Raw genomic sequence first — 24,353 nt, 5'->3', positions numbered from 1 at the left:
CCGTTCAGCCCGCCAGGGCGGTCAGCACCTTGTCCGGCGTCAGCGGGAGGTCACGGAAGCGGATGCCGGTGGCGTGGTGCACGGCGTTGCCGATGGCCGCCGCGGTGCCGACGATGCCGATCTCGCCGATCCCCTTGCTCCCCATGGGGTTGAGGTGGGCGTCCTCCTCGTCGATCCAGTGCGCCTCGATGCGGGGCACGTCGGCGTGCACGGGCACGTGGTAGGCCGCCAGGTCCGACTCGGTGAAGTCGCCGAAGGCGGTGTCCATCGTGCTGCCCTCGGTCAGTGCCATGCCCAGGCCCATGATCATGCCGCCGATGAACTGGGACCGCGCGGTGCGGGCGTTGAGGATCCGTCCCGCGGCGTAGACGCTCAGCAGCCGGCGCACCCGGACCTCGCCGGTGACGCGGTCCACCGCGGTCTCCGCGAAGTGCGCGCCGAAGGCGTGGCGCGCGTAGGGGCTGTCGGCGTCGGCCCGGCCCGTGGTGTCCGCGTGGACGGTGAGCCCCTCGCCGGGCAGCGGACCCGTGCGGGCGGCGAGGGCTCCCGCCAGCCGGGTGCACGCCTCGTGGACGGCCCAGCCCCAGGATGCGGTTCCGGAGGAGCCGCCGGCCAGCGGCGCGGAGGGCAGGTCGCTGTCGCCGACCTCGGTCCGCACCCGGTCGAGGGGCGCGCCGAGGGCGTCCGCCGCCACCTGGGTGAGCACCGTGCGGGCTCCCGTGCCGATGTCGGTGGCGTTGATCCGTACGTCGAACGTTCCGTCCGGCAGCGCGCGTGCCTCGGCGGTGGACGGTGCCACGAGAACGGGATAGGTGGCTGCCGCGACGCCCGTGCCGACGAGCAGGGGGCCCTCGGCGCGCGAGCGGGGGCGCGGGTCGCGCCCGGCCCAGCCGAACCGCCGCGCACCGTCCCGCAGGCACTCCGTGAGGTGCCTGCTGCTGAACGGCTTGCCGCTGTCCGGTTCGCGGTCCGGTTCGTTGACGAGGCGCAGCTGTATCGGGTCCATGCCCAGTTCGCCCGCCAGCTCGTCCATCGCGGACTCCAGGGCGTACATCCCCGGCGCCTCGCCGGGGGCGCGCATCCACGAGGGGGTGGGCACGTCGAGCCGCACCAGCCGGTGGAGCGTACGGGAGTCCGGTACGGCGTACATCACGCGGGCGGGGACCGCCGCCTGCTCCACGAACTCCTTGATGCGGGAACTGTGGGTGACGACGTCGTGGGTCAGGCCGGTCAGCCGGCCGTCGGTCCCGGCGCCCAGGCGGATCCGGTGCAGGGTGGGCGCCCGGTGGCCGACGGAGGCGGGCAGGTGACGGCGGGGCAGGGCGACGGTCACGGGCCTGCCCGTCCGGCGGGCGGCCATGACGGCGAGCACGACGTCGGGACGGGGAGTGCCCTTGGAACCGAAGCCGCCTCCGACGTGGCCGGCGGTGACGGTGATCCGGTCCTCGGGCATCCCGAAGAGCGCGGCGAGTGTGGCGCGCACCGTGGTGGTCCCCTGGCTGGAGGTGTGGACGACGAGGCGGTCCCGGTCCCCCTGCCAGTGCGCGGTGCTCGTGTGGGGTTCCATGGGGTGGTTGTGCAGGGGCGGCACCCGGTAGGCGGCGTCGACCCGGACGGGCGCGGAGGCGAAGGCGTCCTCGGGATCGCCGTGCTCCCTGCGGGCCGGGTTGCCGCCGTTGGCGGTGTCCGGCTCGTACACGTCGGGGTGGTCCGCCCTCAGGGCCACGTCGTGCTCCTCCACGGCGTACTCGACACGGACCGCCCCGGCGGCCGCGCGGGCCTCCTCGGGGGAGCGCGCCACGACGAGTGCGACGCACCAGCCCCGGTGCGGCACCCGGGGGTCCTGCAGCACGGCCAGCGTGGGGTCGTCGGGTTCGGCGATCCTGGGCGCGTCCTCGTGGGTGAGCACGGTCAGGACCCCGGGCAGGTCCAGGGCCGCCGCCGTGTCGACGGCCGTCACCCGGCCGCGGGCGATCGTGGCGGGCACGGGCCAGGCGTGGGCACGGCCCGGCAGCGGGTGTTCGGCGGCGTAGCGGGCGCTGCCGGTGACCTTCTGGTGTCCTTCGCGGCGCTCGGCCGGAGCACCCAGGGGGGAACCGGTACCGGTCATGGTGTCCTCCTCGACGTGCCGGTTCAGGTCCTGGTGGGCCCGGCGAGCCGGGTCAGGACGTCCAGGGCGAGACCGCGGGCGAGGCCCACCTTGTAGCCGTTGTCCCGCAAGGGCCGGGCCGCCCGGAGTTCCAGGCCGACGGCGTGGGCGAACGCGTCCGGGGTCGCCGGCCCGCCCCGCAGTGCCTCCTCGGCGCGGGTCGCCCGCCACGGCCGGTGGGCGAGCGCGCCGAAGGCGAGGCCCACCTGGGCGACGGTGCCGTCGTCCGAGAGGCGCAGGACGGCGGCGACGGACGCCAGGGCGAAGGCGTACGAGGCCCGGTCGCGGGCCTTTCGGTAGGCCGAGGGCAGCGAGGCCGTGGCGGCGGGGAGCACCACGCCGGTGATGAGTTCACCGGGGCGGATCTCGGTGTCCCGCTCCGGATGGTCGCCGGGCAGCCGGTGGAATTCTGCGACCGGGACGCTCCGGGTGCCCTCGGTGCCGTACAGCTCCACGCGTGCGTCCAGGGCGGCGAGCGCGACGGCCATGTCCGAAGGGTGGGTGGCGATGCAGTGGTCGGAGTGGCCGAGCACCGCGTGATCGCGGTGCGTGCCGTCGCGGGCGCCGCAGCCGCTGCCCGGGGTCCGCTTGTTGCAGGGTTTGGACACGTCCTGGAAGTAGGGGCAGCGGGTCCGCTGCAGCAGGTTGCCGCCGGTGGTGGCGGCGTTGCGCAGCTGACCGGAGGCACCGGCGAGGAGCGCCTGGGACAGCGCGGGGTACCGGTCGCGGACCAGGGGGTGGGCCGCGAGGTCGCTGTTGCGGACGGTCGCGCCGACGCGCAGGGAACCGTCCGGCAGTTCCGCGACCGTGTCCAGCGGCAGGTGGTTCACCTCGACGAGGAAGCCGGGCCGCTCCACACCCAGTTTCATCAGGTCGACGAGGTTGGTGCCGCCGCCGAGGCAGCGGGCGTCCGGGTGCTCGGCGAGCGCTCGGGCGGCTTCCTGAACGGTCGTGGCCCGCAGGTATCCGAAGGGCTTCACGGGGCCACGTCCCGCACGGCCTCGACGATGTGCGGATAGGCGCCGCAGCGGCACAGGTTGCCGCTGAGCCGCTCGCGGATCTCGGCGTCGTCCAGTGCCACCGGCCGCCCCGGGGGCGTGGCGGGGGCGGTGGCGTGGGAGGGATGGCCGGCCGCGGCCTCGGCCAGGACACCGACGGCCGAGCAGATCTGTCCCGGCGTGCAGTACCCGCACTGGAAGGCGTCCCGGTCGAGGAACGCCCGTTGCAGAGGGTGCAACTGGTCGCCGTCGGCGAGTCCTTCCACCGTCAGCACGTCGCAGCCGTCCAGCGAGACGGCCAGTTGCAGGCAGCTGTTGACACGGCGGCCGTCGACCAGGACCGTGCAGGCACCGCACTGGCCGTGGTCGCAGCCCTTCTTGGCCCCGGTGAGGTCCAGGTCCTCCCGCAGGAGGTCCAGCAGGACGCGCCGGTGGTCGATCAGGAGGGTGTGCGGCTTTCCGTTGACGTTCAGTGTCACTTCGGAGCGGTACGCGGCCGGCGGGGCGCTGCCCGTGCCGTCGGCACCGTGGTCGTGCGGGGAGCTGTCCATGGCGTCGAGGAACCTTCCGGACGGCCGTGGTGGGCGGGGGTGGTGCTGACCGGTGATGCTGTACCCACCGCGTATCCAGGTCGTGGCGCCTGACACGTACCGCCTTCCTTCCGAAGCGGCCGGAGAGGAGGGACGGGGTTCGTGGAACGGCCTTGCCTGCGGTGCGGGCCTGGCGCACGCTGGTGCCATGGGCACGGGCCCCACGCTCATCACCTCCGTGCAGCGCGCCTTCCGCCTGCTGGAGGCGGTGAGCGCGCACGAGACCGGCGCGCCGGCGAAGCAGCTGGCGCGCGAGTCGGGGCTGCCTCTGGCCACCGCCTATCACCTGTTGCGCACGCTGGTCCACGACGGATACCTGCGCAAGCTGGACGACGGCGGGTTCGTCCTCGGCGAGCGGCTGCACACGCTGCACACCGACGGCCGCGGTCAGGCCCTGCTCAGCCGTGTCCGGCCGACGCTCGCCGCCCTGCGGGACGAGCTCTCGGCCGCCGCCTACCTCACCTTCTACGAGGACGGCGAGATCCGGGTCGCCGAGATCGCCGACGGTCCCCGCGCTCCCCGGGTGGACCTCTGGGTCGGCTTCGAGGACGCCGGGCACGCCACCGCGCTGGGCAAGTCCGTCCTGCGGCAGCTGGACGACGCGGCCCGCCGGGACTACCTGTCCCGGCACACCTTGAACGATCTCACGCCCCGCACGATCACCACCGCGCCGGAACTGCTGCGCCGAATCGACTCGAGCCCGGTGGCCCCCGTCGTCACGGACCTGGAGGAGTACACGCTGGGCACGGTCTGCGCCGCGATTCCCGTCTACAGCGGAGACACCCTGGGCTCGCTCGGCGTGTCCCTGCGGGCGGACCGGGTCTCCCGGCTCGAGGAGATCCGGGCGCGGCTCATTCCCGTCGCCGACCGGATTACCCGAAGCCTTTCTCTCACTATCTGAAAATCGTCCCCTTGTGATGTCCGGTACACACCGACTTTCCTGGAGGAGCAGGACACCAAGGAACGCACGCCGGGCACAGTGAGGATTTCGGACGACACATGAGTCACGCCCGACAGCATCGTGACGGCCACCGGCCAGTACGGCGTTTCCGGGTCCGGAGGGCCGGCCGGCCGTCGTTCCCCCGGACCCGGGCGCTCGCGCACCGGGCCGCCGGTACGCCCGTACTGCCCGTACTGCCCTTCCTGCCCTTCCTGCTCGTCTGCTTCATCACGCTCATCGACCTGGTCGGCGGGACGAGCCTGATCTGGCTGCCCATGCTCGCCGCCGGGCCCGCCCTGGCGGCCGCCACCTGCGGATGGCGCGGAATCGCCGGGGTCGGCCTCCTCGCCACCCTGCTGAGCGTCGTACTCGGGGTCAGGGACGGGGTGACCGGCGGGAACATGGTCGCCGTGCTGGCCGTACTGGCGAGCGTCACCCTGGCCAGCAGCCTGGCCGGAGCGGTGCGCGCCCGCCGCGAGCGGGTCCTCGCGGCCGTCCGCTCCGTCGCCGAGACCGCACAGCACGCCCTGCTCCAGCCGCCGCCCGCCACCGTCGGCCCGTTCCAGGTGGCCGTCCACTACAGTGCCGCCGCCGCGGAGGCCCGGATCGGCGGGGACCTCTACGCCCTGATCCCGACCCCCTACGGGGTCCGGCTGATCGTCGGCGACGTGCGCGGCAAGGGACTGTCGGCCGTGAAGACCGCCGTACTGGTCCTCGGCGTCTTCCGCGAGGCGGCCTACGACGAACCCGATCTTCTGGCCGTCGTCGGCAGGATCGAGCGGAGCCTGGCCCGCAACCTCGGCGACGACGACTTCGTCACCGCCGTGGTCGCCGGACACCCGGAGCCGGGACGCCTGGAGCTGGTGAACTGCGGGCACGCGCCTCCCCTGCTGGTCCGGGGCTCCGACGTGGTGGCGGTGGAACCCGCGCGGCCGGCGCCGCCGCTGGGGCTGCGCGCCCTCGCCGGTGAGGCCCCCGGCCTCCAGGTGCTGTCCTTCGGCGACGGGGACCAACTGCTGCTCTACACCGACGGGGTCACCGAGGCCCGCGACGCCGACCGCGATTTCTACCCGCTCGCCGAGGGGCTCGCCCGGCATCTGTGCGACGACCCCACGCGCACCGTCACGGCCCTGCACGAGGAGCTGCTGACGCATGTGGGCGGCAGGCTGCACGACGACGCGGCACTCCTCCTGCTGCGCAAACCCGCCGTCACGGAGCCCGCGGCACCCGAGCCGAAGGCCGGCGAGGCCGGGCCCGCCGTCCCCGAGTCCCCCGTGCGGGGGACGGCGGCCACCGGGCCGGTCGTCCCGGCTCCCGCGCCCGCCCCGGTGGCGGGGCTCGGCAGCGGCGGACTCGACGGCGTCGGCGAACGGAGGCGTGCCGCCTGACGGCCACGCCGCGCGTCCCGCACGCCCCGCGGTACCGCCCGAAGCCGCCTCATCTGCGGCGCCACTCCCGGGCCAGCAGCTCGTAGGACCGGACGCGGTCCCGGTGGTCGTGCGTGATCGTGGTGATCAGCAGTTCGTCGGCACCGGTGGCCTCCTGGAGCTGCTCCAGCCGGTCGGCCACGCTGCCCGGTGACCCCACGAACTGCGTGTCGACGCGGTCCCGGACCAGCGCCCGGTCCTCCTCCGTCCAGTCGAACGCCCCGGCTTCCCCGGGGGTCGGGAAGGCGATGGCGCCCTCCGCCTTGCGGATGCTGCGGACCCAGGGGGCGTAGCCGGCGGCGAGCTCGCGGGCGCGGCGGTCGTCCTCGGCGACGACGACGTCCGCCGAGACGCTCACGTACGGCGCGTCAAGGATCTTCGAGGGCTGGAACGAGGTCCGGTAGCCCGCCACGGCCTCCAGCACGGTGCCGGGACTGACGTGGTAGTTCGCGGCGAACCGCAGGCCGCGCCCGCCCGCGACCTCGGCGCTCTCGCCGCCGCTGCTGCCCAGGATCCACACCTCGAGGTCCGCGCCCTCGCCCGGCACGACGTGCGCCTCGACGCCCTCGGGCGAGCGGTAGGTCCCGGCGAGCAGGGAGAGGATGTCGTCGATCTGGGCGGCGTACTCCTGCGACGTGGCGCCCGGCAGCATGAGCAGCTCGCGCTGAAGGGCGATCCGAGGTGAACCGATCAGCTGTTCGTAGGAGAAGCGGGGCGGGATGAGGAGCCCGTTCGGGGCGCGGCCGTCGGCCACCGGGGGGCGGGCCGGCGGCGCGGACGACGGCCCGCCGGACAGAGCGCCGCCACCGGCCCGATGGCTCCCACCGGGCGGACGGCTGCCTGAGCGGCCGAGGCCGAGGTCGAGACGGCCGGGGTGCAGCGCGTCGATCAGACCGAACTCCTCGACCGTGGACAGCGCCGTGCGGTGGCCGAGGAGGACGGCGCCGGAGCCCAGGCGGATGGTGGAGGTGGCGGCTGCCGTCAGGGCCAGGACGACCGCGGGCGAGGTGCCCGCCACTCCGGGGTTGAGATGGTGTTCGGCGTACCAGTAGCGGGCGTAGCCGAGGCGTTCGGCCTCCTGGGCGAGGTCGATGGAGTTGCGCAGGGCCTGGGGCGCCGTGGAACCGGAGGAGACCGGCACCAGGTCGAGCACGCCGAGGGGGATGTCCACGGACATGGCGGTGCTCCTCAGTGGTCGGTGGGGACGGGTTCGGCGTCCTGCCGTACGGTCACCGGGTCCCACTGCGCCGGCGGGTCCGCCCGCCCCGCGCGCGGGGTGTCCGGGTGGGTGAGTCCGAGGTGGTCGCGCAGGGTGGTTCCCTCGTACTCGGTGCGGAAGACCCCCCGTTCCTGGAGCAGCGGCACGACCCGGTCGGCGAAGCCGTCGAGGCCGCCCGGGGTGAGGTGCGGGACGAGGATGAAGCCGTCGCTCACGTCCGCCTGCACGAAGTCGTCGATCGTGGTGGCGACGGTGTCCGGGGAGCCGACGAAGGTCTGGCGGTTGCCGGTGTGGATGACGAGGTCGCGGATGGACCAGTTGTTCGCCGCCGCGAGTTCCCGCCACTGCCGGGCGGTGGTCTGCGGATCGCGGTACATGCGGACCTGGGCGCGGCCCCGTGCCACGGTGTTCTCGCCGGGCAGCGGGTCGACGTCGGGCAGCGGCCCGTCCGGGTCGTACGAGGAGAGGTCCCGGTTCCACACCCATTCGAGCTGCTTGAGGGCGGTGGCGCCGCTGACCTGGCTGCGGCGCACCTCGCGGGCCAGTTCCGCGGCCTCGGCGTCGGTGTCGCCGAGGACGAAGGTGGCGGCGGGGAGGATCAGCAGGTCTTCGCGGCTGCGGCCGTACGCGGCCAGCCGGTTCTTGACGTCCGCGTAGAAGGCCTGGCCCTCGGCGAGGGTGGCGTACCGGCTGAAGATCGCGTCGGCGCCGGCGGCGGCGAACTCGCGGCCCTCCTCGGAGTCGCCCGCCTGGAAGACGACGGGGCGGCCCTGCGGCGAGCGGGGGACGTTGAAGCGTCCCTGGATGTCGAAGTGCTGTCCTCGGTGGACGAACGCTCCGGCGCGGGCGTCGCGGAGGAAGGTGCCGGTGGCCCGGTCGGCGAGGATCTCGTCGCCGTGCCACGAATCGAGGAGTTCGATCGTCGTGGCGAGGAACTCCTTGGCGCGGGAGTACCGTTCCTCCTCGGGCAGGAAGCCGCCGCGGCGGAAGTTCTCGCCGGTGAAGGCGTCCCAGGAGGTGACGACGTTCCAGGCCGCCCGGCCGCCGGACAGGTGGTCGAGTGAGGCGAACTGGCGGGCCACCTCGTACGGTTCGTTGAAGGTGGAGTTGATGGTCCCGGTCAGGCCGAGGCGGTCGGTGACGGCGGCGAGAGCGGCGAGGACCGTGAAGGTGTCGGGGCGGCCGACGACGTCGAGGTCGTAGATCTTTCCGCCCTGCTCGCGCAGGCGCAGCCCTTCGGCGAGGAACAGGAAGTCGAACTTGGCGCGTTCGGCGGTCCGCGCGAAGTGGACGAAGGAGCTGAAGTCGATGTGGCTGCCGGCGGCCGGGTCGCTCCATACGGTGGTGTTGTTGACGCCGGGGAAATGGGCGGCGAGATGGATCTGCTTGATCGGCTTGCTCATGGTCGGGGCTGTCCTCCGGCTCAGGCGGTGGCTGCGGCGGCGTAGCGGCTGACGGGGCGCTCGAGGCCCAGGAGGCCGCGCAGGGTGCTCGCCTCGTAGGTGTGGCGGAAGGCGCCCCGGCGCTGCAGTTCGGGCACGAGCGCCCGGGTGATGCGGGGCAGGTCGTGGCCGAGCACGGCGGGGCGGAGCCGGAAGCCGCTCAGCCCCGTTCCGTGCAACTCCTGGAGGAGATCGGCGAGTTCGTGGGGCGTACCGGTGAAGACGGGGGCGTCCGAGGTGTACGGGTACCCGGCGAGGGTGTCGAGGCGGGCCCGGGCGGCCGCCGGGTCGTCGTCCAGGAAAACCACCAGGTCGCCGAAGAGGTGCAGGGGTTCGGCGGCACGGCCGGCCGTCTGCTGCTCGCCGCGGATCTCGGCGACGATGGCGCGCGCGTGGCCGGTGTCGTGCGGGGTGACGTAGCCGATGTCGGCCTGGCGGGCGACGAGACGGTACGGGATCGTCGCGTGGGCGAGGGCGCTGACGACCGGCTGGCCCTGGGGCGGGCGCGGGGTGATGGACGGGCCCTTGACGCTGAAGTGCCTGCCTTCGAAGCCGATGTGGTGCAGTTTGTCGCGGTCGACGAAGCGGCCGGTGGCGACGTCCCGGATCTCGGCGTCGTCCTCCCAGCTGTCCCAGAGGCGGCGGACGACGTCCACGTAGTCGGCGGCCTCGTCGAAGAGATCGGCCGGCGTGCCCCGGGCGCCGGGGCTGTCGTAGCCGTCGATGCGGGGGACGGTGCGGCGGCCGAAGTGCGCGGCCTCGTTCGGCCGGGCCGTGATCTGCACGCGTACACCGGCGCGGCCGGAGCTGATGTGGTCGAGGGTGGCGATGGCCTTGGAGTGGTGGAACGGCTCGGTGTGCGTGACGACCACGGTCGGCACCAGCCCGATGTGCCGGGTCAGCGGGGCGACGCGGGAGGCGGTCAGGACGGCGTCCAGGCGGCCGCGGACCTGGTCGGTGCGCTCGTCCGGGTCGAAGGGGTGCGAGGACTGCGGGCCGAGACCGTCTTCGAAGGTCACGAAGTCGATCAGGCCGCGCTCGGCCTCGGTGACCAGGTCGGTCCAGTAGGCGGCGGTGAACAGGTCCCTGGGCCGGGCCACGGGCTCACGCCATGAGGCGGGATGCCAGCCGGTGCCGTCCAGGGCGATGGCGAGGTGCAGACGGGAAGCGGGGGTCGACGACACGAGGGGTGCCTTCCTGAAGGTCCGTACGGATCACCGGGCCCGGTACGCAAAGGGGCCGCGGCGGTTTCGGGGCGACGGGTCAGGGGCGACAGAGCGCGCCGGCGACGCGCTGGAAGTCGATGCAGGGCCGGGAGTGGAGGCGGAGGGTGCGCGGGGCCCGAGTCACGGGTGTCACGCGCGGTCCGCCCGCCGGCTGCCGTCCGGGGCATGCCGCGGGGCCGGGTGGTGGGGCGTCTCGTATCGCGCCGGGGCTCACGGCGTCCGCCCCACGGGGGGTGTTTCGGGACTGCGGACCTGGAGGAGGGTGGCGCGGCGGCGCACCGTGAAGCCGATGGTCTCGTAGAGACGGATGGCCGGTGTGTTGTCCGCCGCAGCGTGCAGGAACGGGTGGTCGCCGCGTTCCCGGATGCCGTCGGCGACGGCCCGGACCAGCCGGGTGCCGAGGCCCCGGCCGCGGTGGTCGGGGTCGGTGCAGACCGCGCTGATCTCCGTCCACCCGGGGGCCGGATGCGTTCACCGGCCAGGGCGACGAGTCTGCCCCGGTGACGGATGCCGAGACAGGTGCCGAGTTCGACGGTCCGGCCGAGGAAGGGTCCCGGCCGGGTGCGGGCCACCAGGTCCAGGATCTCGGGCACGTCCGCGGGTCCGAGCCGTACCGCGTCGGGGGCGGGCTCGGTCCGCAGCGCCGTGCCGACGAGTTGTACCGCTGTGCCGCGGCCGGTGACCTGCCAGCCGTCGGGGACGTCGTCGGCGGGCTTGAGCCGGACGGTGGTTCCCGGCCCGACGAGGGTGTGCAGGTCGTCCCAGGCGGCCGGGTCGGCCGGATCGGCGAGCGCGGCGAAGTCGTAGACGTCCGCCGGGTAGCGGGCCGCCCGGCCGGCCCGCTCGGCGAGGTGGGCGTGCGGCCCGTCCAAGGCTGCCCACACCGCGTTGTCGAGCCGGGAGGTGTCCGGGAGCACCGGGGCGGCGGCGGGTGCGGCGGATGTGAGTACGGGAGGAACGAGTACGGGAGGCCCGGACACGGCCGGGGCAGGTGCGGGAGGCGCGGATGCTTCGTCGTTGAGGTCGATGGGGTGGGCCAAGGGAACGGAGTCCTCTCGGGTACGGCACGCGGACGCGGACGCCGGGGCGCCCGGCGTCCGCGTCCGGACGGGGGTCAGGGCCCGTCGGTGTACGCGCCCGAAGGGGCGCGGCCGGGCCAGGTGACGATCGGCACGGCGGTTCCGGTGGCCACCGGGGCACGGCAGTGGGCGCGGTGGCGGCGGGCGATGGCGTCGACGTCGAGGTGGCCGCCGAAGGCCGGGTGGCCGGCCAGCCGGCGGGCGTAGGCCCACAGGGTCTCGTACGCGGCGATGTCCCGTACGGCCTCGGCGTCGAGGTGGTGGCGGTGCACGGTGTCGAGCTGGACCAGGGTGACCCACAGCTCCACGTCCGCCACGGTGATCCGGTCGCGGATCATGTGGTCGCGGTCGACGAGCCAGCTGTTCAGTGAGCCCAGCGTGCGCAGCAGGGTGCCGAGCGCCTCGGCGCGTGCGGCGGGGCCGGCCGCGGCCGGCCCGGCGGAGCGTGCCGCCTCGTCGATGCCCTGGGCGCACATGCGCTCCACGGCCTCGAGCTCCGACTCCGCGCCGCACGGGTACGCCGCGGAGCGGCCGCCGTCGAACCGCCGGGCCAGGTCGCGAGCGATGTCGGGGGCGTGGGTGCTCACGATCCGCCCCGACCAGTCGTCGCTGAGCACCGGTGCCAGGGCCGGTCCGGTGTAGCGGTGGGCACTGGCGTCGTACAGCGGGGACAGCTCGGTGTACCCGCCGTCCGGGCGGTCGGGGACGGCGGGCAGGACGGTGACCGCGCAGGCCTCGTCGAGGCCGAGCAGGGTGTGCGTGATGGCGATGCGCAGACAGGCGGGGTCGGCGGTGGACAGGTGGAGGCGATAGCGGCGCGGCACGGCGTAGTGACCGCTGCGCGCGTCCCGGCCGATCCGGCCCCGGAAGGCGGGGGCGGACGACGCTGGGGTGTGCGTGGCGGGCGAGATGACGGACATGGCTCTCCCCAGGGCAGGCGCGCGGACGGGGGCGCGGAGGAAACGTCGTCTGTGCAGGGCGCGTGGCACACCGGCACGACGACGGGCGGGGCCCGTGAGGCGGAGCGGTGGGGTGTGGACGCGCGGAGGCGAGGCCGGCTAGGCGAAGGACCCGATGGCGCTGCAGACGCGCAGCAGATCGATGTGACGGCGGGAGGTCAGAAGAAGCGACCGTCGGGGCGCGCGGTTCACTCGGCCGGTGACCGGTTCGAGGCGCCCCATGTTTCCCTACCTGTTCACTAGGAATCCTTCATCGAGTGTCGAGCCGGCCGCGCTCCGCGTCAAGAGGTGTCCACAGGGTGACCACGACACCCTGCGGCTCGCCCCGAGCCGGGCACCCGGGGGTGCCGGGGAGCACGGAGTACGCCCGGGTGCCCGTCCGGCGCCTACTTGTTGGTGGTGGGCAGGCCGGCCGGGTTGATCTCGGAGTCGGTCACCGCCTCGTCGGTCAGCCCCCAGCGCTCCAGCACCTCGGCGTACGTACCGTTGTCGATGATCTCGTCGATCGCGCCGGCGAGCGCGTCGACCAGGCCGCTGTCCTTCTTCGTGGTGGCCGCGATGAGGCCCTGGAGGGTGGCGCCGCCGCCGGAGTACGAGCCGACGACCTCGGTCTTTCCGGTGGTGGCCGCGTAGTAGGCGGAGGTCGGACTGGGGCCGAGGTAGAGGTCGATGCGGCCCGACTGGAGCGCGAGATGCATGTCGCTGTCGTTCTGGTAGTACTTGATGTCCACCGGCTCCCGGCCGGCCTTCTCGTTGTCCTTGCTCCACTCGACCAGCAGCTTCTCCTGGTTGGTGCCGCTGCTCACGGCGACGGCCCTGCCCGCCACGTCCTCGGCCCCGGTGATCTTCAGGCCGCTGTTCTTCTTCGCCTCGAAGGCCAGGTTGTCCTCGCGGTAGGTGGCGAAGTCGTACTTCTCCTTGCGTTCCTCGGTGACGGTGATGTTGCTGAAGCCGACGTCGTACTTGGCGCTGTCCAGGCCGACGAAGATGTTCTCCCAGGAGACGGGGTTCAGCCGCAGTTCGAGGCCGAGGACGTCGGCGACCAGCGAGGCGATGTCCGGCTCGACGCCGATGACGGTCTTGTTGTCGGTGGCGTGGAAGGTCAACGGCGCCGCGGAGCCGGAGGAGTTGACGACCTCCAGCGTGCCTCTGCCACGGATCTCCTCCGGCACCTGTGCGGCGATGGAGTCCACCTTTTGGGTGGTGACGCGGTTCTGGTCCGGGCTCAGGTTGATCTTCGTGAGGGCGCCGGACGTCTGCTTCACCTCGGTGGTCCCGCCGTCCGAGGGGTTGCCGCAGGCGGCGAGACCGAGGACGGCGGTGAGTCCCAGCGCGGCGGCGGTGCGGCGGACGGGCGAGGTGGTCATGGGCGTACTCCTTGGGTGCGGGACGGGGAGGAGAAGGCGAAGGGGAAGGTGGGGACGAGGAAGGGAGAGGGGGAGCAGGAAGGCGGCGGGTCAGAGGACCTTGGAGAGGAAGGCCCGGGTGCGGTCGTGCCGCGGAGCGTCCAGCACGGCCGCGGGCGGCCCCTGTTCCACGACGACTCCGCCGTCCATGAACACCACGGTGTCGGCGACCTCGCGGGCGAAGCCGATCTCGTGGGTCACGACGATCATGGTGGTCCCGGTGCGGGCCAGGTCCTTGATGACGTCGAGGACCTCGCCGACGAGTTCCGGGTCGAGCGCAGAGGTGGGCTCGTCGAACAGCAGCACCTTCGGTTCGAGGGCGAGCGCGCGGGCGATGGCCACCCGTTGCTGCTGGCCGCCGGACAGCTGCCGCGGATAGGTGCCGGCCCTGTCGTCGAGCCCGACCCGCGCGAGCAGCCGCCGGGCCGTCGCCTCGGCCTCCCTGCGCGGGCGGCGCAGCGCGGAGACCGGCGCCTCGACGAGGTTCTCCAGCACGGTCAGGTGCGGGAAGAGGTTGAAGTTCTGGAAGACGAACCCGATGCCGGTGCGCTGCTTGAGGACGTCCTTCTCCTTCAGCTCGTACAGCTTTCCGCCCGAGCGGCGGTAGCCGATGAGTTCGCCGTCGATGGCGATCCAGCCCTGGCCGACCTTCTCCAGATGGTTGATGGTGCGCAGGAGCGTGGACTTCCCGGAGCCGGACGGGCCGAGGATCACGGTGACCTCGCCCGTGCGGACCTGGAGGTCGACGCCGCGCAGCACCTCCAGCGGGCCGAAGCTCTTGTGGACGCCGTGGACGTCCACCATGACCTGGCGCGTCACCGGGCTCGTCGGCTCGCTCGTCACCGCGCTCATCGGCTGCCTCCCAGGGGCTTCAGTGGTACGACGGGCTGTTCGCGCTGTGCCGCGGCCGCGCGCAGGGTGCGGAGCCGGCGGCGGACGCGCTGGAGCGGGGTGGGCGGCGGAGTGCGGTCGGCGCCCCGCGCGTAGTGCCGCTCCACGTAGTACTGCGCGACCGACAGCAGCGAGGTCAGCACCACGTACCAGGCGGTGGCGACCAGCAGCAGGGGGATCACCCGGCCGTTGCGGCCGTAGATCACCTGTACCTGGTAGAACAGCTCGCCGATGGACATGACGTAGACGACCGAGGTGCCCTTGAGCAGGCCGATGATCTCGTTGCCGGCCGTGGGCAGGATGGCGCGCATCGCCTGCGGCAGCACGATCCGCCGGATCTGGCGCAGCCGCGGGATGCCCAGGGCGGCCGCGGCCTCCAGCTGTCCCGGGTCGACGGAGACGACTCCCCCGCGGACGATCTCGGCGGCGTAGGCGGCCTGATGCAGTGTCAACCCGATGACGGCGGCCCCGATGGTGCCGATCAGGCTGTTGCTGTCGACGGACCAGAACACCGGACCGAAGGGGACACCGATGCCCAACTCCTTGTACAGAGCGCTGAGGTTGAACCAGAACACCAGCTGGACGATCATCGGGATCGACCGGAAGATCCAGATGTAGGTCCAGGCGACGGTCTGCAGCAGCGGGCTGCGGGACAGCCGCATGAAGGCGATGACGGTACCCAGGAGGAAGCCCAGCACCGTGGCATACGCGGTGAGTTGGAGGGTGACCCACACCGCCTGGACGATCGTCTCCGAGAGGACGTAGTCACCGAAGACGGCCCATTCCCAGACGGGATTGGTGGCCATCCCGTGCACGAACTGCGCGACCAGGACGGCCACGGCGACGCTCGCGGCCCACCGGGCGTAGTGGCGTGCGGGGACGACCTTCAACGAGCCCGGACCGTCCGGGGCGGGTGCGGCCGAGGGGCGGCCGCGGCCCGGGGAGGACGCGCCGGGCGGTGCGGCGGTGGATTCGGTGGGAAGTCCCATCGTGGCGTTCCTGCTCACTCGTCAGGTGTGTTCGGGCGGGTTGATCCGCGAGGTCCCGATCGCGGAGGCGTCGGTGCCCCACTTCTTGAGGATCCGGGCGTAAGTTCCGTTCCCGATCAACTCGTTGACGGCTGCCTGGAACGCCTTGGTGAGCGGGGAGCCCTTCTTGAAGGCGAAGCCGACGTCGAGCCGGTGGAACTCACCGAGGAACGTGGTCCGCGACGCGGGCTGGGCCGCCTGGTAACGCAGGCCGTTGATCGTCGACATGATCACGTCGATACGGCCCTGCTGGAGCGCGGTGAGCGTCGCCGCGTTCTCCGCGTAGACCTTCACGTCGTACGGCTTCCGGCCTACCTCGGCACACTGGTCCTTCCGTGCGGCGAGGGTCGCCTCGAAGGTGGTGCCGGCGCCGGTGCCGATGGTCAGCCCGCACAGCTGGAGGAGGTCGGTGACCCGCTTCCCGAGGGCCTTGTCGCCCTTGGCCACGGCGAAGCCCTGGCCGTCGTTGATGTAGGTGACGAAGTCGACGGTCTTCAGGCGCTCGCCGGTCACGCCGAAGTTGCCGGTGCCGACGTCGTACTTGCCACTGCCGAGGGCGGGCAGGATCGTCTCGAACGAAGCGTCCTGCCGCTGTAGTTCGATGCCGAGGACCTTCGCCACCGCGTCGGCGATGTCGATGTCCTGGCCGGCGGGCGGCTTGTCCGAGCCGTCGGGATAGTACGCGCCGGGCGGGAAACCGATCGAACTGCCGACGCGCAGCGTGCCGGACGCCCTGACGTCGGCGGGCAGCAGGGCGGCGGCGGACTCCACCGTGCGCACGGCGGCCACCGGGTTGTCGGACGGCGCGGCGGACACCTGGGTGCCCGCCGCCGCGGTACCGGAGGGCTCGCCGGATCCACAGGCGGTCAGCGCCAGTACGGGCAGCAGCGTGAGGGCGGTGGCAGCGAGGCGCAGGCGGGTTCTGCTCGTGCGACGGTTCACAGGTCCAGGGCCTTTCATCCGTTCGCGGCCGCGGGTGCGGCCGGGACGCCGGCCGCCCGGCCGGTCGCGCGTTCGGCGTCGCGTTCGGCGTCGCGTTTGGCGACCTCCTCGCGGACGAGCGGGATCACGTACCGGCCGAAGTCGATCGCGTCGTCGAGCAGGGCGTAGCCACGGGCGGACAGGATGTCGACGCCCAGGTCGTAGTAGTCGAGCAGCGCCTGGGCCACCGTCTCCGGGGTGCCCACCAGGGCGTTGGAGTTGCCCGCTCCCCCGGTGGCGGCGGCCGTCGGGGTCCACAGGGCGCGGTCGTAGCGCTCGCCCGCCTCGGCGATGGCGATGAGCCGCTGCGAGCCGGTGTTCTGGGGCACGGCGTGCGGGCCCAGGGAGCGGTGACGCCGCGCGAGTCGCGCCCTGCCCTGTTCCCTGATGGCACCGACCGTGCGGTGGGCCTTCTCCCAGGCCAGTTCCTCGGTCGGCGCGATGATCGGGCGGAACGCCACCTGGATGCGCGGGACGTCGGTGCGGCCGGCGGCCCGTGCGGCGTCCTTCACCGCCTGGATCTGCTCGGCGGTCCTGGCCAGGGGTTCGCCCCAGAGGCAGTAGATGTCGGCCTCGGCACCGCCCGCGACGTACGCGGCGGGTGACGAGCCGCCGAACGACACGTTCGGCCGGGGCTGCTGGACCGGGAAGACCTCGCTGACGAAGTCGTGGAAGCGGTAGTGGTCGCCCTCGTGGTCGAAGGGTTCGTGGGTCGTCCAGATCTTCTTGACGATCCGGATGTACTCGCGGGTGCGGGCGTACCGCTCGTCCTTGGTGAGGGTGTCGCCCTCCCGGCCCTGTTCGTGATCGTTGCCGCCGGTGATGAAGTGCACGGTCAGCCGGCCGTCGCTGATCCGGTCGAGGGTGGCGAAGGTCTTCGCCGCGAAGGTCGGGTAGGAGACGTTGGGCCGGTGGGCGAGGAGGATCTGCAGACGGTCCAGCCTGCTCGCGATGTAGGCGGCGGCCGGTGCGGGGTCCGGCGCTCCGGCGGCGTAGGCGAACAGGACCCGGTCCCAGCCGTGGTCCTCGTGCGCACGGGCCAGCCGGAGGGTGTACTCCTTGTCGAAGGCCGCGCCGGAGCGCGGTGTCGTCTCGGTGCCGTTGTTGGTGGCCGCGATGCCAAGGAACTCCACGGGCATGGGAGAGGGCCTTTCCTCGAGTTCTGGGACGCCGCCGGCCGGCCCGGAAGCGGTGCCGGGGCGGCTCGGGGCGGTAGGAAGTCGGCAGGGAGCAGCAGGGCCGGCAGGGAGGAGCGCACGGAACCCCGGGCGGGACGGCCGCCTTTCGCGCAGCCGGGCTCGGCGGCGCTCCGGTGCGCCGGGTGCCGGGGTGGGCCGAGCAGGTGTGACGACGCCGGGGGCATGAGCCGGGGCTGGGGGAACGGGGCGGCGGCAGCGCGTGTCAGGTCCGGCGGGACCGGCCGTCCCCGAACTCGGGGTGGAGAGTCGGGTGTTCCCGACGCCCGCTCACGGCGGTTCCGCGCAGGAGGGGGTCCGGCCCCACGACGGGGGTGCCGAGGAAGGGATGGGCCGGCCGGACGGCCCGCTGCCGCGTCAGGCGCAACACTGGGCGGACCACACACGACCGAAGTCGATGTGGTCGCGAGTCACCAAGTGCTGCGCGGCGTTCATGCGACCCATTGAGCAGTACATCGCGCTTCTCGTCAACTGCCGCCCGGATACCGGACCGCCGCCGTTCTGCTGCCGAACACGGTTGACATGAGCGGGCGTTGGGCACCTACGATCGGCGGGCCGTGTTGAGGGACACGGTCAGTGCCGAGCACGACGACACCGGTTGCCACTGCGCGGGCGGACGCACGCCGTAGGCGCGCCCGTTCACGCGGGAGCCGCGTCCATGTGCCGCCGGGCGGCCACCGGCGCCCGTGCCTCCCTCACCTGGAGAGCCTTCTGATGGTCTCGTCCTCGGACACCACCGACTCCTCCCCCGATTCCTCCCCCAAGTCCCCCTCCGGGCCTTTCTCCGGCGTTTCCACCGTCTCCGCCACGGCCGTCCCGGCTGTGGAAGCCGCCGAGGCGGACGGCGGGGAGACAGCCCCGGGGTGCGGTGACGCGCTGCCGCGGATCGTGCCGCGCCGGAACGCCGGCCGGCTGGTGGCCGCCGCTGTCGCGCTGCTGCTGTTCGCGATGGCGGTCAACTCCGTCGCCCGCAACCGTGCCTTCCAGTGGGACGTGGTCGGCCGCTACTTCACCACCTCCGCCGTGCTCGACGGGCTGCTGCTCACCCTGTGGCTGACCGGTGTGGTGATGGTGCTCGGCTTTCTGCTCGGCACGCCCCTCGCCGTGATGCGGCTTTCCGCCAACCCGGTGCTGCGCACACTGAGCTGGGGCTACGTGTGGATCTTCCGGTCCACTCCCCTGCTGGTGCAGCTGCTGTTCTGGTTCAACATCGGCGCTCTGTACCCGAGGCTCGGCCTGGGGATTCCCTTCGGGCCCCAGTTCGCCACCGTCGAAACGGTGAACCTGCTCGGTCCCACCCTCACCGCCGTCATCGGCCTGACCCTGCACGAGGCGGCGTACGCCACCGAGGTGGTACGCGGCGGCATCCTGTCCGTGGACGCCGGCCAGACGGAGGCCGCCCAGGCGCTCGGCATCCCGCGGCGGCGCGTGCTGCGCAGGATCGTCGTTCCGCAGGCGATGCGCTCGATCGTGCCGACCGCGGGGAACATGCTGATCGGCACCCTGAAGGGCACGAGCATCGTCAGCGTGCTGGCCGTGCACGACCTGCTGTACTCGGTGCAGCTGGTCTACAACCAGACGTACCAGATCATCCCGCTGCTGATGGTCGCCACCCTCTGGTACGTCGCCGTCACCACCGTGCTCAGCACGGGGCAGTTCTACGTCGAGCGCCACTACGCGCGCGGTTCTGCCCGCGCGCTGCCGCCCACGCCGCTGCAGAGGCTCAACGAACGGGCGGCCACGCTGCGGACCCGCCTGGTCACGGCGACGGCACCGGACGCCCGGAGCGCGCCCGAGGACCGTCGTGACCGATAACCGACCTCCCTTCCCCACTTTCCCTATCGATTTACTAGGGAAGTGTTGACGGGGCCCGGCGCGGGTGCACAGGATGAGGAGCGGAATCCAGGTTCCGCACCGCGTGCCCGCGCCGCGCCGAGCGGCCGACCTCGAGGAGACCACCGTCATGGGCGTTGCCCCCGCACCGTCCAGCCCCGTCCAGGACCCCGACCGGCGCCCCTTCGGACGGCAGGACTCCGACCGGACCGGGCCGGACCGTGCGCACTGGCTGCGCGTCGCCCGTGAGACGGCGGACGACCTGGCCACCGACGCGGCGGCCAGGGAACAGGCGGGCAAGGCTCCCGTCGACGAGGTGTCCCGGCTGCGCGAGGCGGGACTGCTGGCCCTGCTGGTGCCGGCCCGGTTCGGCGGCGGAGGGGCAGACTGGCGTACGGCCTACGCCGTCGTCCGGGAGATAGCCGCGGCCGACGGCGCGATCGGCCAACTGCTCGGTTCGCACTACTTCCTGTCGTGGAGCGCCCGGTTCTTCACCGATCCGGCCCGTGCCGCGCGGATCGAGCGGCGGTCGGCGGCGGAGCAGTGGTGCTGGGGCGGCGGTTTCGCCCACCAGGAGCCCCCGCTGACGCTGACCGGGAAGGCCGGCGGGCAGGTGCTGGACGGCCGGCAGAGCTTCGCCGCCGGGGTCCTGGTCGCCGACCGGCTCGCCGTGCGCGCCGTCCGGGCCGACACCGGTGAACCACTGGCCGTCACGGTCGATCCGACTCTGCCCGGCGTGGGTGTCGACGGGGACGCGGACACCTTCGGCCAGCGGCTGGCGGCCGGCGGGTCCATGGAGTTCGACGCCGTGCCGGTCACCGCCGACGACGTCCTCGGCTCGCTGTCCGCGGACGAGGACGTCCTCTCGCCCCTGACGGCGCTGGCGTCCCCGGTCAGCCGCCTCCTCTCCGTGCAGCTCCGGCTCGGTCTGGCCGAGGGCGTGCTCGCCGAGGCCCGTGAGTACAGCAGGTCGGGGCAGTGGCCCTGGCATCCCGCCTGGCCCGCCGAACCGCCCCGGGATCCGCAGACGCTCACCGCGTTCGGGGAACTCACCGTCCTCACCCGTTCCGCGGCCGCGCTCACGGACCAGGCGGTGGACGCCGTACTGACGGGGCTGGAGCGCGGGGAAGGGCTCGCCTACGCCGAGTACGCGGAGATCTCGGTCCTCGTGGCGATGGCGGAAGCCGCCGCTTCCAGGGCCGCGCAGGAGTCCACGTCCCGCGCCCTCGACATCATCGGCGCCCGTTCCATGTCCGCGCGGCTGGGCTTCGACCGGTTCTGGCGCAACGCCAGGGCCCACACCCTGTACGAGCCGGTCTCGCACCGGCTGCGCGACGTCGGCGACTACTTCCTCAACGGCGCGTATCCGCCGTTCGTCCTGCCGGCCTGATCATCCGGGGGCCCGCGCCGGACACCGGCCGCGGCGTGCGGGATACTACGGACATGCGGATCTCAGCCAGGGCGGACTACGCGGTGCGGGCCGCGCTGCAGCTCGCCGCCTCACGGGACGACGCTCCCCTCAAGACCGAGGCCATCGCCGACGCCCAGGACATTCCGCACAAGTTCCTCGAAGGCATTCTGAACGACATGCGCCGGGGCGGTCTCGTCCTCAGCCAGCGCGGCGGCAACGGCGGGTACCGGCTCGCCAGGCCGGCCGAGTCCATCAGCATCGCCGATGTCATCCGTGTCGTGGACGGGCCGCTGGTCTCGGTGCGCGGGGTCCGCCCGCCCGACCTGTCCTACTCCGGGCCGGCCCAGTCGCTGCTGCCCCTGTGGATCGCGCTGCGGTCCAATGTGCGCGAGATCCTCGAAGGGGTGTCGCTGGCCGATGTCGCCGCGGCCGAACTGCCCGCCGATGTCGCGGCGTTGACCGACGCCCCGGACGCCTGGGTGAACCCCTGAGGGACCGGCCGACCAGCCGCGTATCAGATTGCGAGATGAGTCCATCCATCATATGAACACCCCCTTGGGGTGGGCGTCGTCTTCTGCCACGATCCCTATCAACCAGGTAGGAAAACTAGGGATCAGGGGGTGGCCGTGGCCATGCGTACGCTCGACCGTGCGGCTCGCCTGCTGCCCCGCCTCACCTCGCGCCGCCACATCGACTTCGGCCGCACGTCGAGCGCCATCTGTCGTCGCTCCGCACCCCGGTAGTCCCCCTCCGGGCAGCCCGACCGCGGGCCGTCGGACTCCGGACGGTCCGTCCCAGCGGACCGTCCGCCTCCCGGCACGTCCGAGGCGGCCCGCTCACGGGGCGCGCGGGCTCCGCGCAGCTCACCGCCCCGCCCCGCCCGCCCCGGCCCCGTCCGCCGGTCCCCTCGTCCGTCCGCGCCGTACGTCCCGCCCGGCCGTGAGCGGGGGCCCGGCGCCCGGCGCACCCATCGGTGCGTTCCGGCGGGCCCGCCGGAACGCACCCTGCCGTTTCGTCTCCTCACCCATCCCCGAAAGGACACCTCCGTGTCTGCCGCCAGACCGCACACCCTCCTGCGCGCCATCGCCGTCACCGCGACGCTGCCCCTCCTGCTCACCGCGTGCGGCTACGGCTCCGAGTCCACCGACGACGGCAAGCAGTCCGAGGTCGCGGCGGACGCCGAGAAGCTGTCCGTCGACGAGGTGAAGCTCGGCTACTTCCCGAACCTCACCCACGCCAACGCGCTGGTGGGCATCGAGGAGGGCCTGCTGCAGAAGGAACTCGGCGCCACCAGGATCAAGTCGGCGACCTTCAACGCCGGACCGTCCGAGATCGAGGCGCTGAACGCCGGTTCCATCGACATCGGCTGGATCGGCCCCTCCCCCTCCATCAACGGATTCACCAAGTCCCAGGGCAAGAACCTGCGCATCATCAGCGGTTCCGCCTCCGGCGGCGTGAAGCTGGTGGTGAACCCGGACAGGATCAAGTCCGAGGACGACCTCAAGGGCAAGAAGATCGCGACCCCGCAGCTCGGCAACACCCAGGACGTCGCGTTCCTCAACTGGATCGCGGAGAAGGGCTGGAAGGTCAACGCGCAGAGCGGAAAGGGCGACGTCTCCGTCGTCCGCACCGACAACAAGGTGGCGCCCGACGCCTACAGGTCCGGCTCGATCGACGGTGCCTGGGTGCCGGAGCCGACGGCGTCCAGGCTGGTCGCGGAGGGCGCCGAGGTGCTGCTCGACGAGGCCGACCTGTGGCCCGACAAGAAGTTCGTGATCACGAACATCATCGTGTCGCAGAAGTTCCTCGAGGAGCACCCAGACGTCGTCGAGGCCGTGCTGCGCGGCTCGGTGAAGACCAACGACTGGATCAAGGCCAACCCCGACAAGGCCAAGGCGTCCGCGAACAAGGCCCTCGAGGAACTGTCCGGCAAGGCCCTGCCGGAGAACGTCCTCGACCCGGCCTGGGAGTCCATCACCTTCCTCGACGACCCGCTGGCCTCCACGCTCGACTCGCAGGCGCAGCACGCGGTGAAGGCCGGTCTGCTGAAGCAGCCCACCCTGGACGGCATCTATGACCTGGCACCGCTGAACAAGGTGCTCAAGACCGAGAACAAGGAAGAGGTGGACGACGCGGGTCTCGGCGTGAAGTAGCGCCCACGCCCCGACCCGGGCGAGTCCGCGGGAGCGGCGGCCGTGGCGACGGCCGCCGCTCCCGCGTGCGCCGACCGACGTACGTCTTACGTCGGTCGTCGTACGTCGCATGTCGGTCGTACGGCTTGAGGCCCCGACAGCGTGCCCTTCCCGGAGCGGTTGAGATACTGCTGTGATGCCGTCGACCCCGCCGCCCCCGCCCCTGGGGCCCCCGGAACCCATCACCGCCGACCCGCCCAAGGCGATCGCACGTCCGCTGCTCACCCAGTCGTGGCTCGACCTGACCTTCCTCCACTGGGCCGTGGACCCGGCCGACGTGGCTCCTCTGCTGCCGCCCGGCACCGTGCCCGACACCCTGGACGGCGTCACCTACGTGGGGCTGGTCGCCTTCCGGATGCACCGGGTCGGATGGCTGCGCCTCCCCGGCATCCCCTACCTCGGCACCTTCCCCGAGACCAACGTCCGCCTCTACTCGGTGGACGAACACGGGCGCCGGGGCGTGGTGTTCCTCTCCCTGGACGCCTCCCGGCTGCTGCCCGTGGCGGTCGCCCGGGCCGGCTTCCGGATGCCCTACCTCTGGTCCCGCATGACCGTCCGGCACAGCGGCGACACCGTCACGTACACCAGCTCCCGGCGCTGGCCCGGCCCCCGCGGTGCCCGCAGCCGCATCACCGTGCGGGTCGGCGAGCGGATCGGGGAACCCACCGGGCTGGAGCACTTCCTGACCGCCCGCTGGGGCCTGCACGGCGCCTTCTTCGGCCGGTCGATGTACCTGCCCAACGCCCATCCCCGCTGGTCCCTGCACCGCGCCGAGGCGGTCGAGTGCGAGGAGGACCTGGTGACGGCGGCGGGCCTGCCGAAGCCGGTGGGCGGCCCCGTGAGCGTCCTCTACTCGCCGGGCGTCCCCGCCCGCTTCGGACGCCCCGCCCGCCCGGCGGGCATCCGGACCCCTTGACCTGTCGACGGGCCGAAGCCCGGCGCGCTGCGAGGAGTTCCGGTGGTGCGGGCCCCTGTCCGGGGCCCGCATCCGGGCTCAGCCCTGCGGCTCCTGCGGCTTGGCGTCCGTCTCGCGCAGGTTCTGGTCCGTGAGTCCGGCGCGTGCCTCCGTACGGTGACCGCGGGCGATGTAGTCCCGCACCACGACCTCGACGGCGTCCTGGGGCGACCCCACTCCGGCCAGAACCATGACTTCCACGACGAGTTCGGCGTCGAGTGTGACGGTGACCTTGGCCATGGCGCTCTCCTGACGGCGTCGGGCGCTGCGCGGCCCGGATCACCGAACTCTACAAGGCGGGCCTCGTCTCCGTTCGCGCGGACGCGTGAACCCCTGGGCGACTCCCCCGCTCTCCGGGGCATGCACGCGCCACTTCTCCCGGTGTTCATCCGGTCTTTCCCGGGGGCTTCCCTCCTGCGCACTGCGGGAGT

General features: G+C 72.7%; 21 protein-coding genes and 1 pseudogene. 7 read left to right on the top strand and 15 right to left on the bottom strand.

Going from position 1 to position 24,353, the window contains the following annotated elements:
* Positions 1 to 4: 4 nt before the first annotated feature.
* Genes ACIF80_RS16210 through ACIF80_RS16200 form a run of 3 tightly spaced genes read right to left on the bottom strand, consistent with a single transcriptional unit; the run spans position 5 to position 3,698 of the window.
* Positions 5 to 2,110, bottom strand: coding sequence for a xanthine dehydrogenase family protein molybdopterin-binding subunit (locus ACIF80_RS16210; protein WP_399804759.1), 2,106 nt, complete (start codon positions 2,108 to 2,110; stop codon positions 5 to 7).
* A 23-nt stretch (positions 2,111 to 2,133) separates the two neighbouring features.
* Positions 2,134 to 3,129, bottom strand: a complete 996-nt coding sequence (locus ACIF80_RS16205) for an FAD binding domain-containing protein (RefSeq protein ID WP_399804757.1) — start codon at positions 3,127 to 3,129, stop codon at positions 2,134 to 2,136.
* Positions 3,126 to 3,698, bottom strand: a complete 573-nt coding sequence (locus ACIF80_RS16200) for a 2Fe-2S iron-sulfur cluster-binding protein (protein ID WP_399805288.1) — start codon at positions 3,696 to 3,698, stop codon at positions 3,126 to 3,128. Before ACIF80_RS16200 ends, ACIF80_RS16205 begins: the two co-directional genes overlap by 4 nt.
* 187 nt (positions 3,699 to 3,885) lie before the next feature.
* Between ACIF80_RS16200 and ACIF80_RS16195 the strand changes: the two genes are divergently transcribed.
* Positions 3,886 to 4,638, top strand: a complete 753-nt coding sequence (locus ACIF80_RS16195; RefSeq protein ID WP_399804754.1) for an IclR family transcriptional regulator — start codon at positions 3,886 to 3,888, stop codon at positions 4,636 to 4,638.
* A gap of 98 nt (positions 4,639 to 4,736) precedes the next feature.
* Positions 4,737 to 6,065, top strand: coding sequence for a PP2C family protein-serine/threonine phosphatase (locus ACIF80_RS16190; RefSeq protein ID WP_399804753.1), 1,329 nt, complete (start codon positions 4,737 to 4,739; stop codon positions 6,063 to 6,065).
* Positions 6,066 to 6,114: 49 nt separating this feature from the next.
* On the opposite strand, the gene ACIF80_RS16185 is transcribed toward ACIF80_RS16190, so the two are convergent.
* The 11 genes and pseudogenes from ACIF80_RS16185 to ACIF80_RS16135 all read right to left on the bottom strand — a co-directional run bounded on the left by ACIF80_RS16185 (position 6,115) and on the right by ACIF80_RS16135 (position 17,474).
* Positions 6,115 to 7,281, bottom strand: a complete 1,167-nt coding sequence (locus tag ACIF80_RS16185; RefSeq protein WP_399804751.1) for an LLM class flavin-dependent oxidoreductase — start codon at positions 7,279 to 7,281, stop codon at positions 6,115 to 6,117.
* Positions 7,282 to 7,292: 11 nt separating this feature from the next.
* A complete protein-coding gene (locus tag ACIF80_RS16180) occupies positions 7,293 to 8,726 on the bottom strand; it encodes an NtaA/DmoA family FMN-dependent monooxygenase (RefSeq protein ID WP_399804749.1) in 1,434 nt (477 codons plus the stop codon).
* Between the two features lie 20 nt (positions 8,727 to 8,746).
* Entirely contained in the window at positions 8,747 to 9,949 is a 1,203-nt protein-coding gene (locus ACIF80_RS16175; RefSeq protein ID WP_399804747.1) for an LLM class flavin-dependent oxidoreductase, read from the bottom strand.
* 252 nt (positions 9,950 to 10,201) lie between these two features.
* A pseudogene (locus ACIF80_RS16170) lies at positions 10,202 to 10,908 on the bottom strand (GNAT family N-acetyltransferase).
* A gap of 197 nt (positions 10,909 to 11,105) precedes the next feature.
* Positions 11,106 to 11,990, bottom strand: a complete 885-nt coding sequence (locus tag ACIF80_RS16165) for a glutathione S-transferase family protein (RefSeq protein ID WP_399804746.1) — start codon at positions 11,988 to 11,990, stop codon at positions 11,106 to 11,108.
* A gap of 138 nt (positions 11,991 to 12,128) precedes the next feature.
* Positions 12,129 to 12,251, bottom strand: coding sequence for a putative leader peptide (locus ACIF80_RS16160; protein WP_399804743.1), 123 nt, complete (start codon positions 12,249 to 12,251; stop codon positions 12,129 to 12,131).
* Positions 12,252 to 12,415: 164 nt separating this feature from the next.
* Complete coding sequence (locus ACIF80_RS16155) at positions 12,416 to 13,396, bottom strand: ABC transporter substrate-binding protein (RefSeq protein ID WP_399804741.1); 981 nt, start codon at positions 13,394 to 13,396, stop codon at positions 12,416 to 12,418.
* 90 nt (positions 13,397 to 13,486) lie between these two features.
* Positions 13,487 to 14,287 (bottom strand): amino acid ABC transporter ATP-binding protein, encoded by an 801-nt coding sequence (locus tag ACIF80_RS16150; RefSeq protein ID WP_399804738.1) that lies wholly within the window; start codon positions 14,285 to 14,287, stop codon positions 13,487 to 13,489.
* Positions 14,284 to 15,315, bottom strand: a complete 1,032-nt coding sequence (locus ACIF80_RS16145; RefSeq protein WP_399804736.1) for an amino acid ABC transporter permease — start codon at positions 15,313 to 15,315, stop codon at positions 14,284 to 14,286. The genes ACIF80_RS16150 and ACIF80_RS16145 overlap by 4 nt, the downstream gene beginning before the upstream one ends.
* Positions 15,316 to 15,336: 21 nt before the next feature.
* Positions 15,337 to 16,296, bottom strand: coding sequence for an ABC transporter substrate-binding protein (locus ACIF80_RS16140; RefSeq protein WP_399804733.1), 960 nt, complete (start codon positions 16,294 to 16,296; stop codon positions 15,337 to 15,339).
* A gap of 14 nt (positions 16,297 to 16,310) precedes the next feature.
* Complete coding sequence (locus tag ACIF80_RS16135) at positions 16,311 to 17,474, bottom strand: LLM class flavin-dependent oxidoreductase (RefSeq protein ID WP_399804731.1); 1,164 nt, start codon at positions 17,472 to 17,474, stop codon at positions 16,311 to 16,313.
* 771 nt (positions 17,475 to 18,245) lie between these two features.
* On the opposite strand from ACIF80_RS16135, the gene ACIF80_RS16130 reads away from it, so the two are divergent.
* The 5 genes from ACIF80_RS16130 to ACIF80_RS16110 all read left to right on the top strand — a co-directional run bounded on the left by ACIF80_RS16130 (position 18,246) and on the right by ACIF80_RS16110 (position 23,883).
* Entirely contained in the window at positions 18,246 to 19,346 is a 1,101-nt protein-coding gene (locus ACIF80_RS16130; RefSeq protein WP_399804728.1) for an amino acid ABC transporter permease, read from the top strand.
* A gap of 148 nt (positions 19,347 to 19,494) precedes the next feature.
* Positions 19,495 to 20,754, top strand: a complete 1,260-nt coding sequence (locus tag ACIF80_RS16125) for an acyl-CoA dehydrogenase family protein (protein WP_399805285.1) — start codon at positions 19,495 to 19,497, stop codon at positions 20,752 to 20,754.
* Positions 20,755 to 20,807: 53 nt separating this feature from the next.
* A complete protein-coding gene (locus tag ACIF80_RS16120; protein WP_399804725.1) occupies positions 20,808 to 21,266 on the top strand; it encodes an RrF2 family transcriptional regulator in 459 nt (152 codons plus the stop codon).
* A 555-nt stretch (positions 21,267 to 21,821) separates the two neighbouring features.
* The gene (locus tag ACIF80_RS16115; protein WP_399804722.1) at positions 21,822 to 22,928 is read left to right on the top strand and encodes an aliphatic sulfonate ABC transporter substrate-binding protein; all 1,107 of its coding nucleotides are present in this window, start codon (positions 21,822 to 21,824) and stop codon (positions 22,926 to 22,928) included.
* Positions 22,929 to 23,103: 175 nt separating this feature from the next.
* Entirely contained in the window at positions 23,104 to 23,883 is a 780-nt protein-coding gene (locus tag ACIF80_RS16110; RefSeq protein WP_399804719.1) for a YqjF family protein, read from the top strand.
* 78 nt (positions 23,884 to 23,961) lie between these two features.
* On the opposite strand, the gene ACIF80_RS16105 is transcribed toward ACIF80_RS16110, so the two are convergent.
* Positions 23,962 to 24,162: a type II toxin-antitoxin system VapB family antitoxin gene (locus tag ACIF80_RS16105; RefSeq protein WP_399804716.1), complete on the bottom strand. Its 201-nt coding sequence runs from the start codon at positions 24,160 to 24,162 to the stop codon at positions 23,962 to 23,964.
* Positions 24,163 to 24,353 lie beyond the last annotated feature (191 nt).

This window comes from Streptomyces sp. NPDC085927 (genome assembly GCF_044540975.1).
GTDB lineage: Bacteria > Actinomycetota > Actinomycetes > Streptomycetales > Streptomycetaceae > Streptomyces > Streptomyces hirsutus.
The sequence above is the reverse complement of the archived record's forward strand: the minus strand, read 5'-3'. Positions and strand labels throughout refer to the sequence as shown.

What these genes read in the sequence shown, in the direction of transcription:
- ACIF80_RS16180 (WP_399804749.1), bottom strand. Translation starts at nt 8,726, where the DNA reads ATGAGCAAGCCGATCAAGCAGATCCATCTCGCCGCCCATTTCCCCGGC.
- ACIF80_RS16145 (WP_399804736.1), bottom strand. Translation starts at nt 15,315, where the DNA reads ATGGGACTTCCCACCGAATCCACCGCCGCACCGCCCGGCGCGTCCTCC.
- ACIF80_RS16195 (WP_399804754.1), top strand. Translation starts at nt 3,886, where the DNA reads ATGGGCACGGGCCCCACGCTCATCACCTCCGTGCAGCGCGCCTTCCGC.
- ACIF80_RS16185 (WP_399804751.1), bottom strand. Translation starts at nt 7,281, where the DNA reads ATGTCCGTGGACATCCCCCTCGGCGTGCTCGACCTGGTGCCGGTCTCC.
- ACIF80_RS16200 (WP_399805288.1), bottom strand. Translation starts at nt 3,698, where the DNA reads ATGGACAGCTCCCCGCACGACCACGGTGCCGACGGCACGGGCAGCGCC.
- ACIF80_RS16155 (WP_399804741.1), bottom strand. Translation starts at nt 13,396, where the DNA reads ATGACCACCTCGCCCGTCCGCCGCACCGCCGCCGCGCTGGGACTCACC.
- ACIF80_RS16105 (WP_399804716.1), bottom strand. Translation starts at nt 24,162, where the DNA reads ATGGCCAAGGTCACCGTCACACTCGACGCCGAACTCGTCGTGGAAGTC.
- ACIF80_RS16190 (WP_399804753.1), top strand. Translation starts at nt 4,737, where the DNA reads ATGAGTCACGCCCGACAGCATCGTGACGGCCACCGGCCAGTACGGCGT.
- ACIF80_RS16120 (WP_399804725.1), top strand. Translation starts at nt 20,808, where the DNA reads ATGCGGATCTCAGCCAGGGCGGACTACGCGGTGCGGGCCGCGCTGCAG.
- ACIF80_RS16160 (WP_399804743.1), bottom strand. Translation starts at nt 12,251, where the DNA reads ATGGGGCGCCTCGAACCGGTCACCGGCCGAGTGAACCGCGCGCCCCGA.
- ACIF80_RS16150 (WP_399804738.1), bottom strand. Translation starts at nt 14,287, where the DNA reads ATGAGCGCGGTGACGAGCGAGCCGACGAGCCCGGTGACGCGCCAGGTC.
- ACIF80_RS16165 (WP_399804746.1), bottom strand. Translation starts at nt 11,990, where the DNA reads ATGTCCGTCATCTCGCCCGCCACGCACACCCCAGCGTCGTCCGCCCCC.
- ACIF80_RS16130 (WP_399804728.1), top strand. Translation starts at nt 18,246, where the DNA reads ATGGTCTCGTCCTCGGACACCACCGACTCCTCCCCCGATTCCTCCCCC.
- ACIF80_RS16110 (WP_399804719.1), top strand. Translation starts at nt 23,104, where the DNA reads ATGCCGTCGACCCCGCCGCCCCCGCCCCTGGGGCCCCCGGAACCCATC.
- ACIF80_RS16125 (WP_399805285.1), top strand. Translation starts at nt 19,495, where the DNA reads ATGGGCGTTGCCCCCGCACCGTCCAGCCCCGTCCAGGACCCCGACCGG.
- ACIF80_RS16135 (WP_399804731.1), bottom strand. Translation starts at nt 17,474, where the DNA reads ATGCCCGTGGAGTTCCTTGGCATCGCGGCCACCAACAACGGCACCGAG.
- ACIF80_RS16210 (WP_399804759.1), bottom strand. Translation starts at nt 2,110, where the DNA reads ATGACCGGTACCGGTTCCCCCCTGGGTGCTCCGGCCGAGCGCCGCGAA.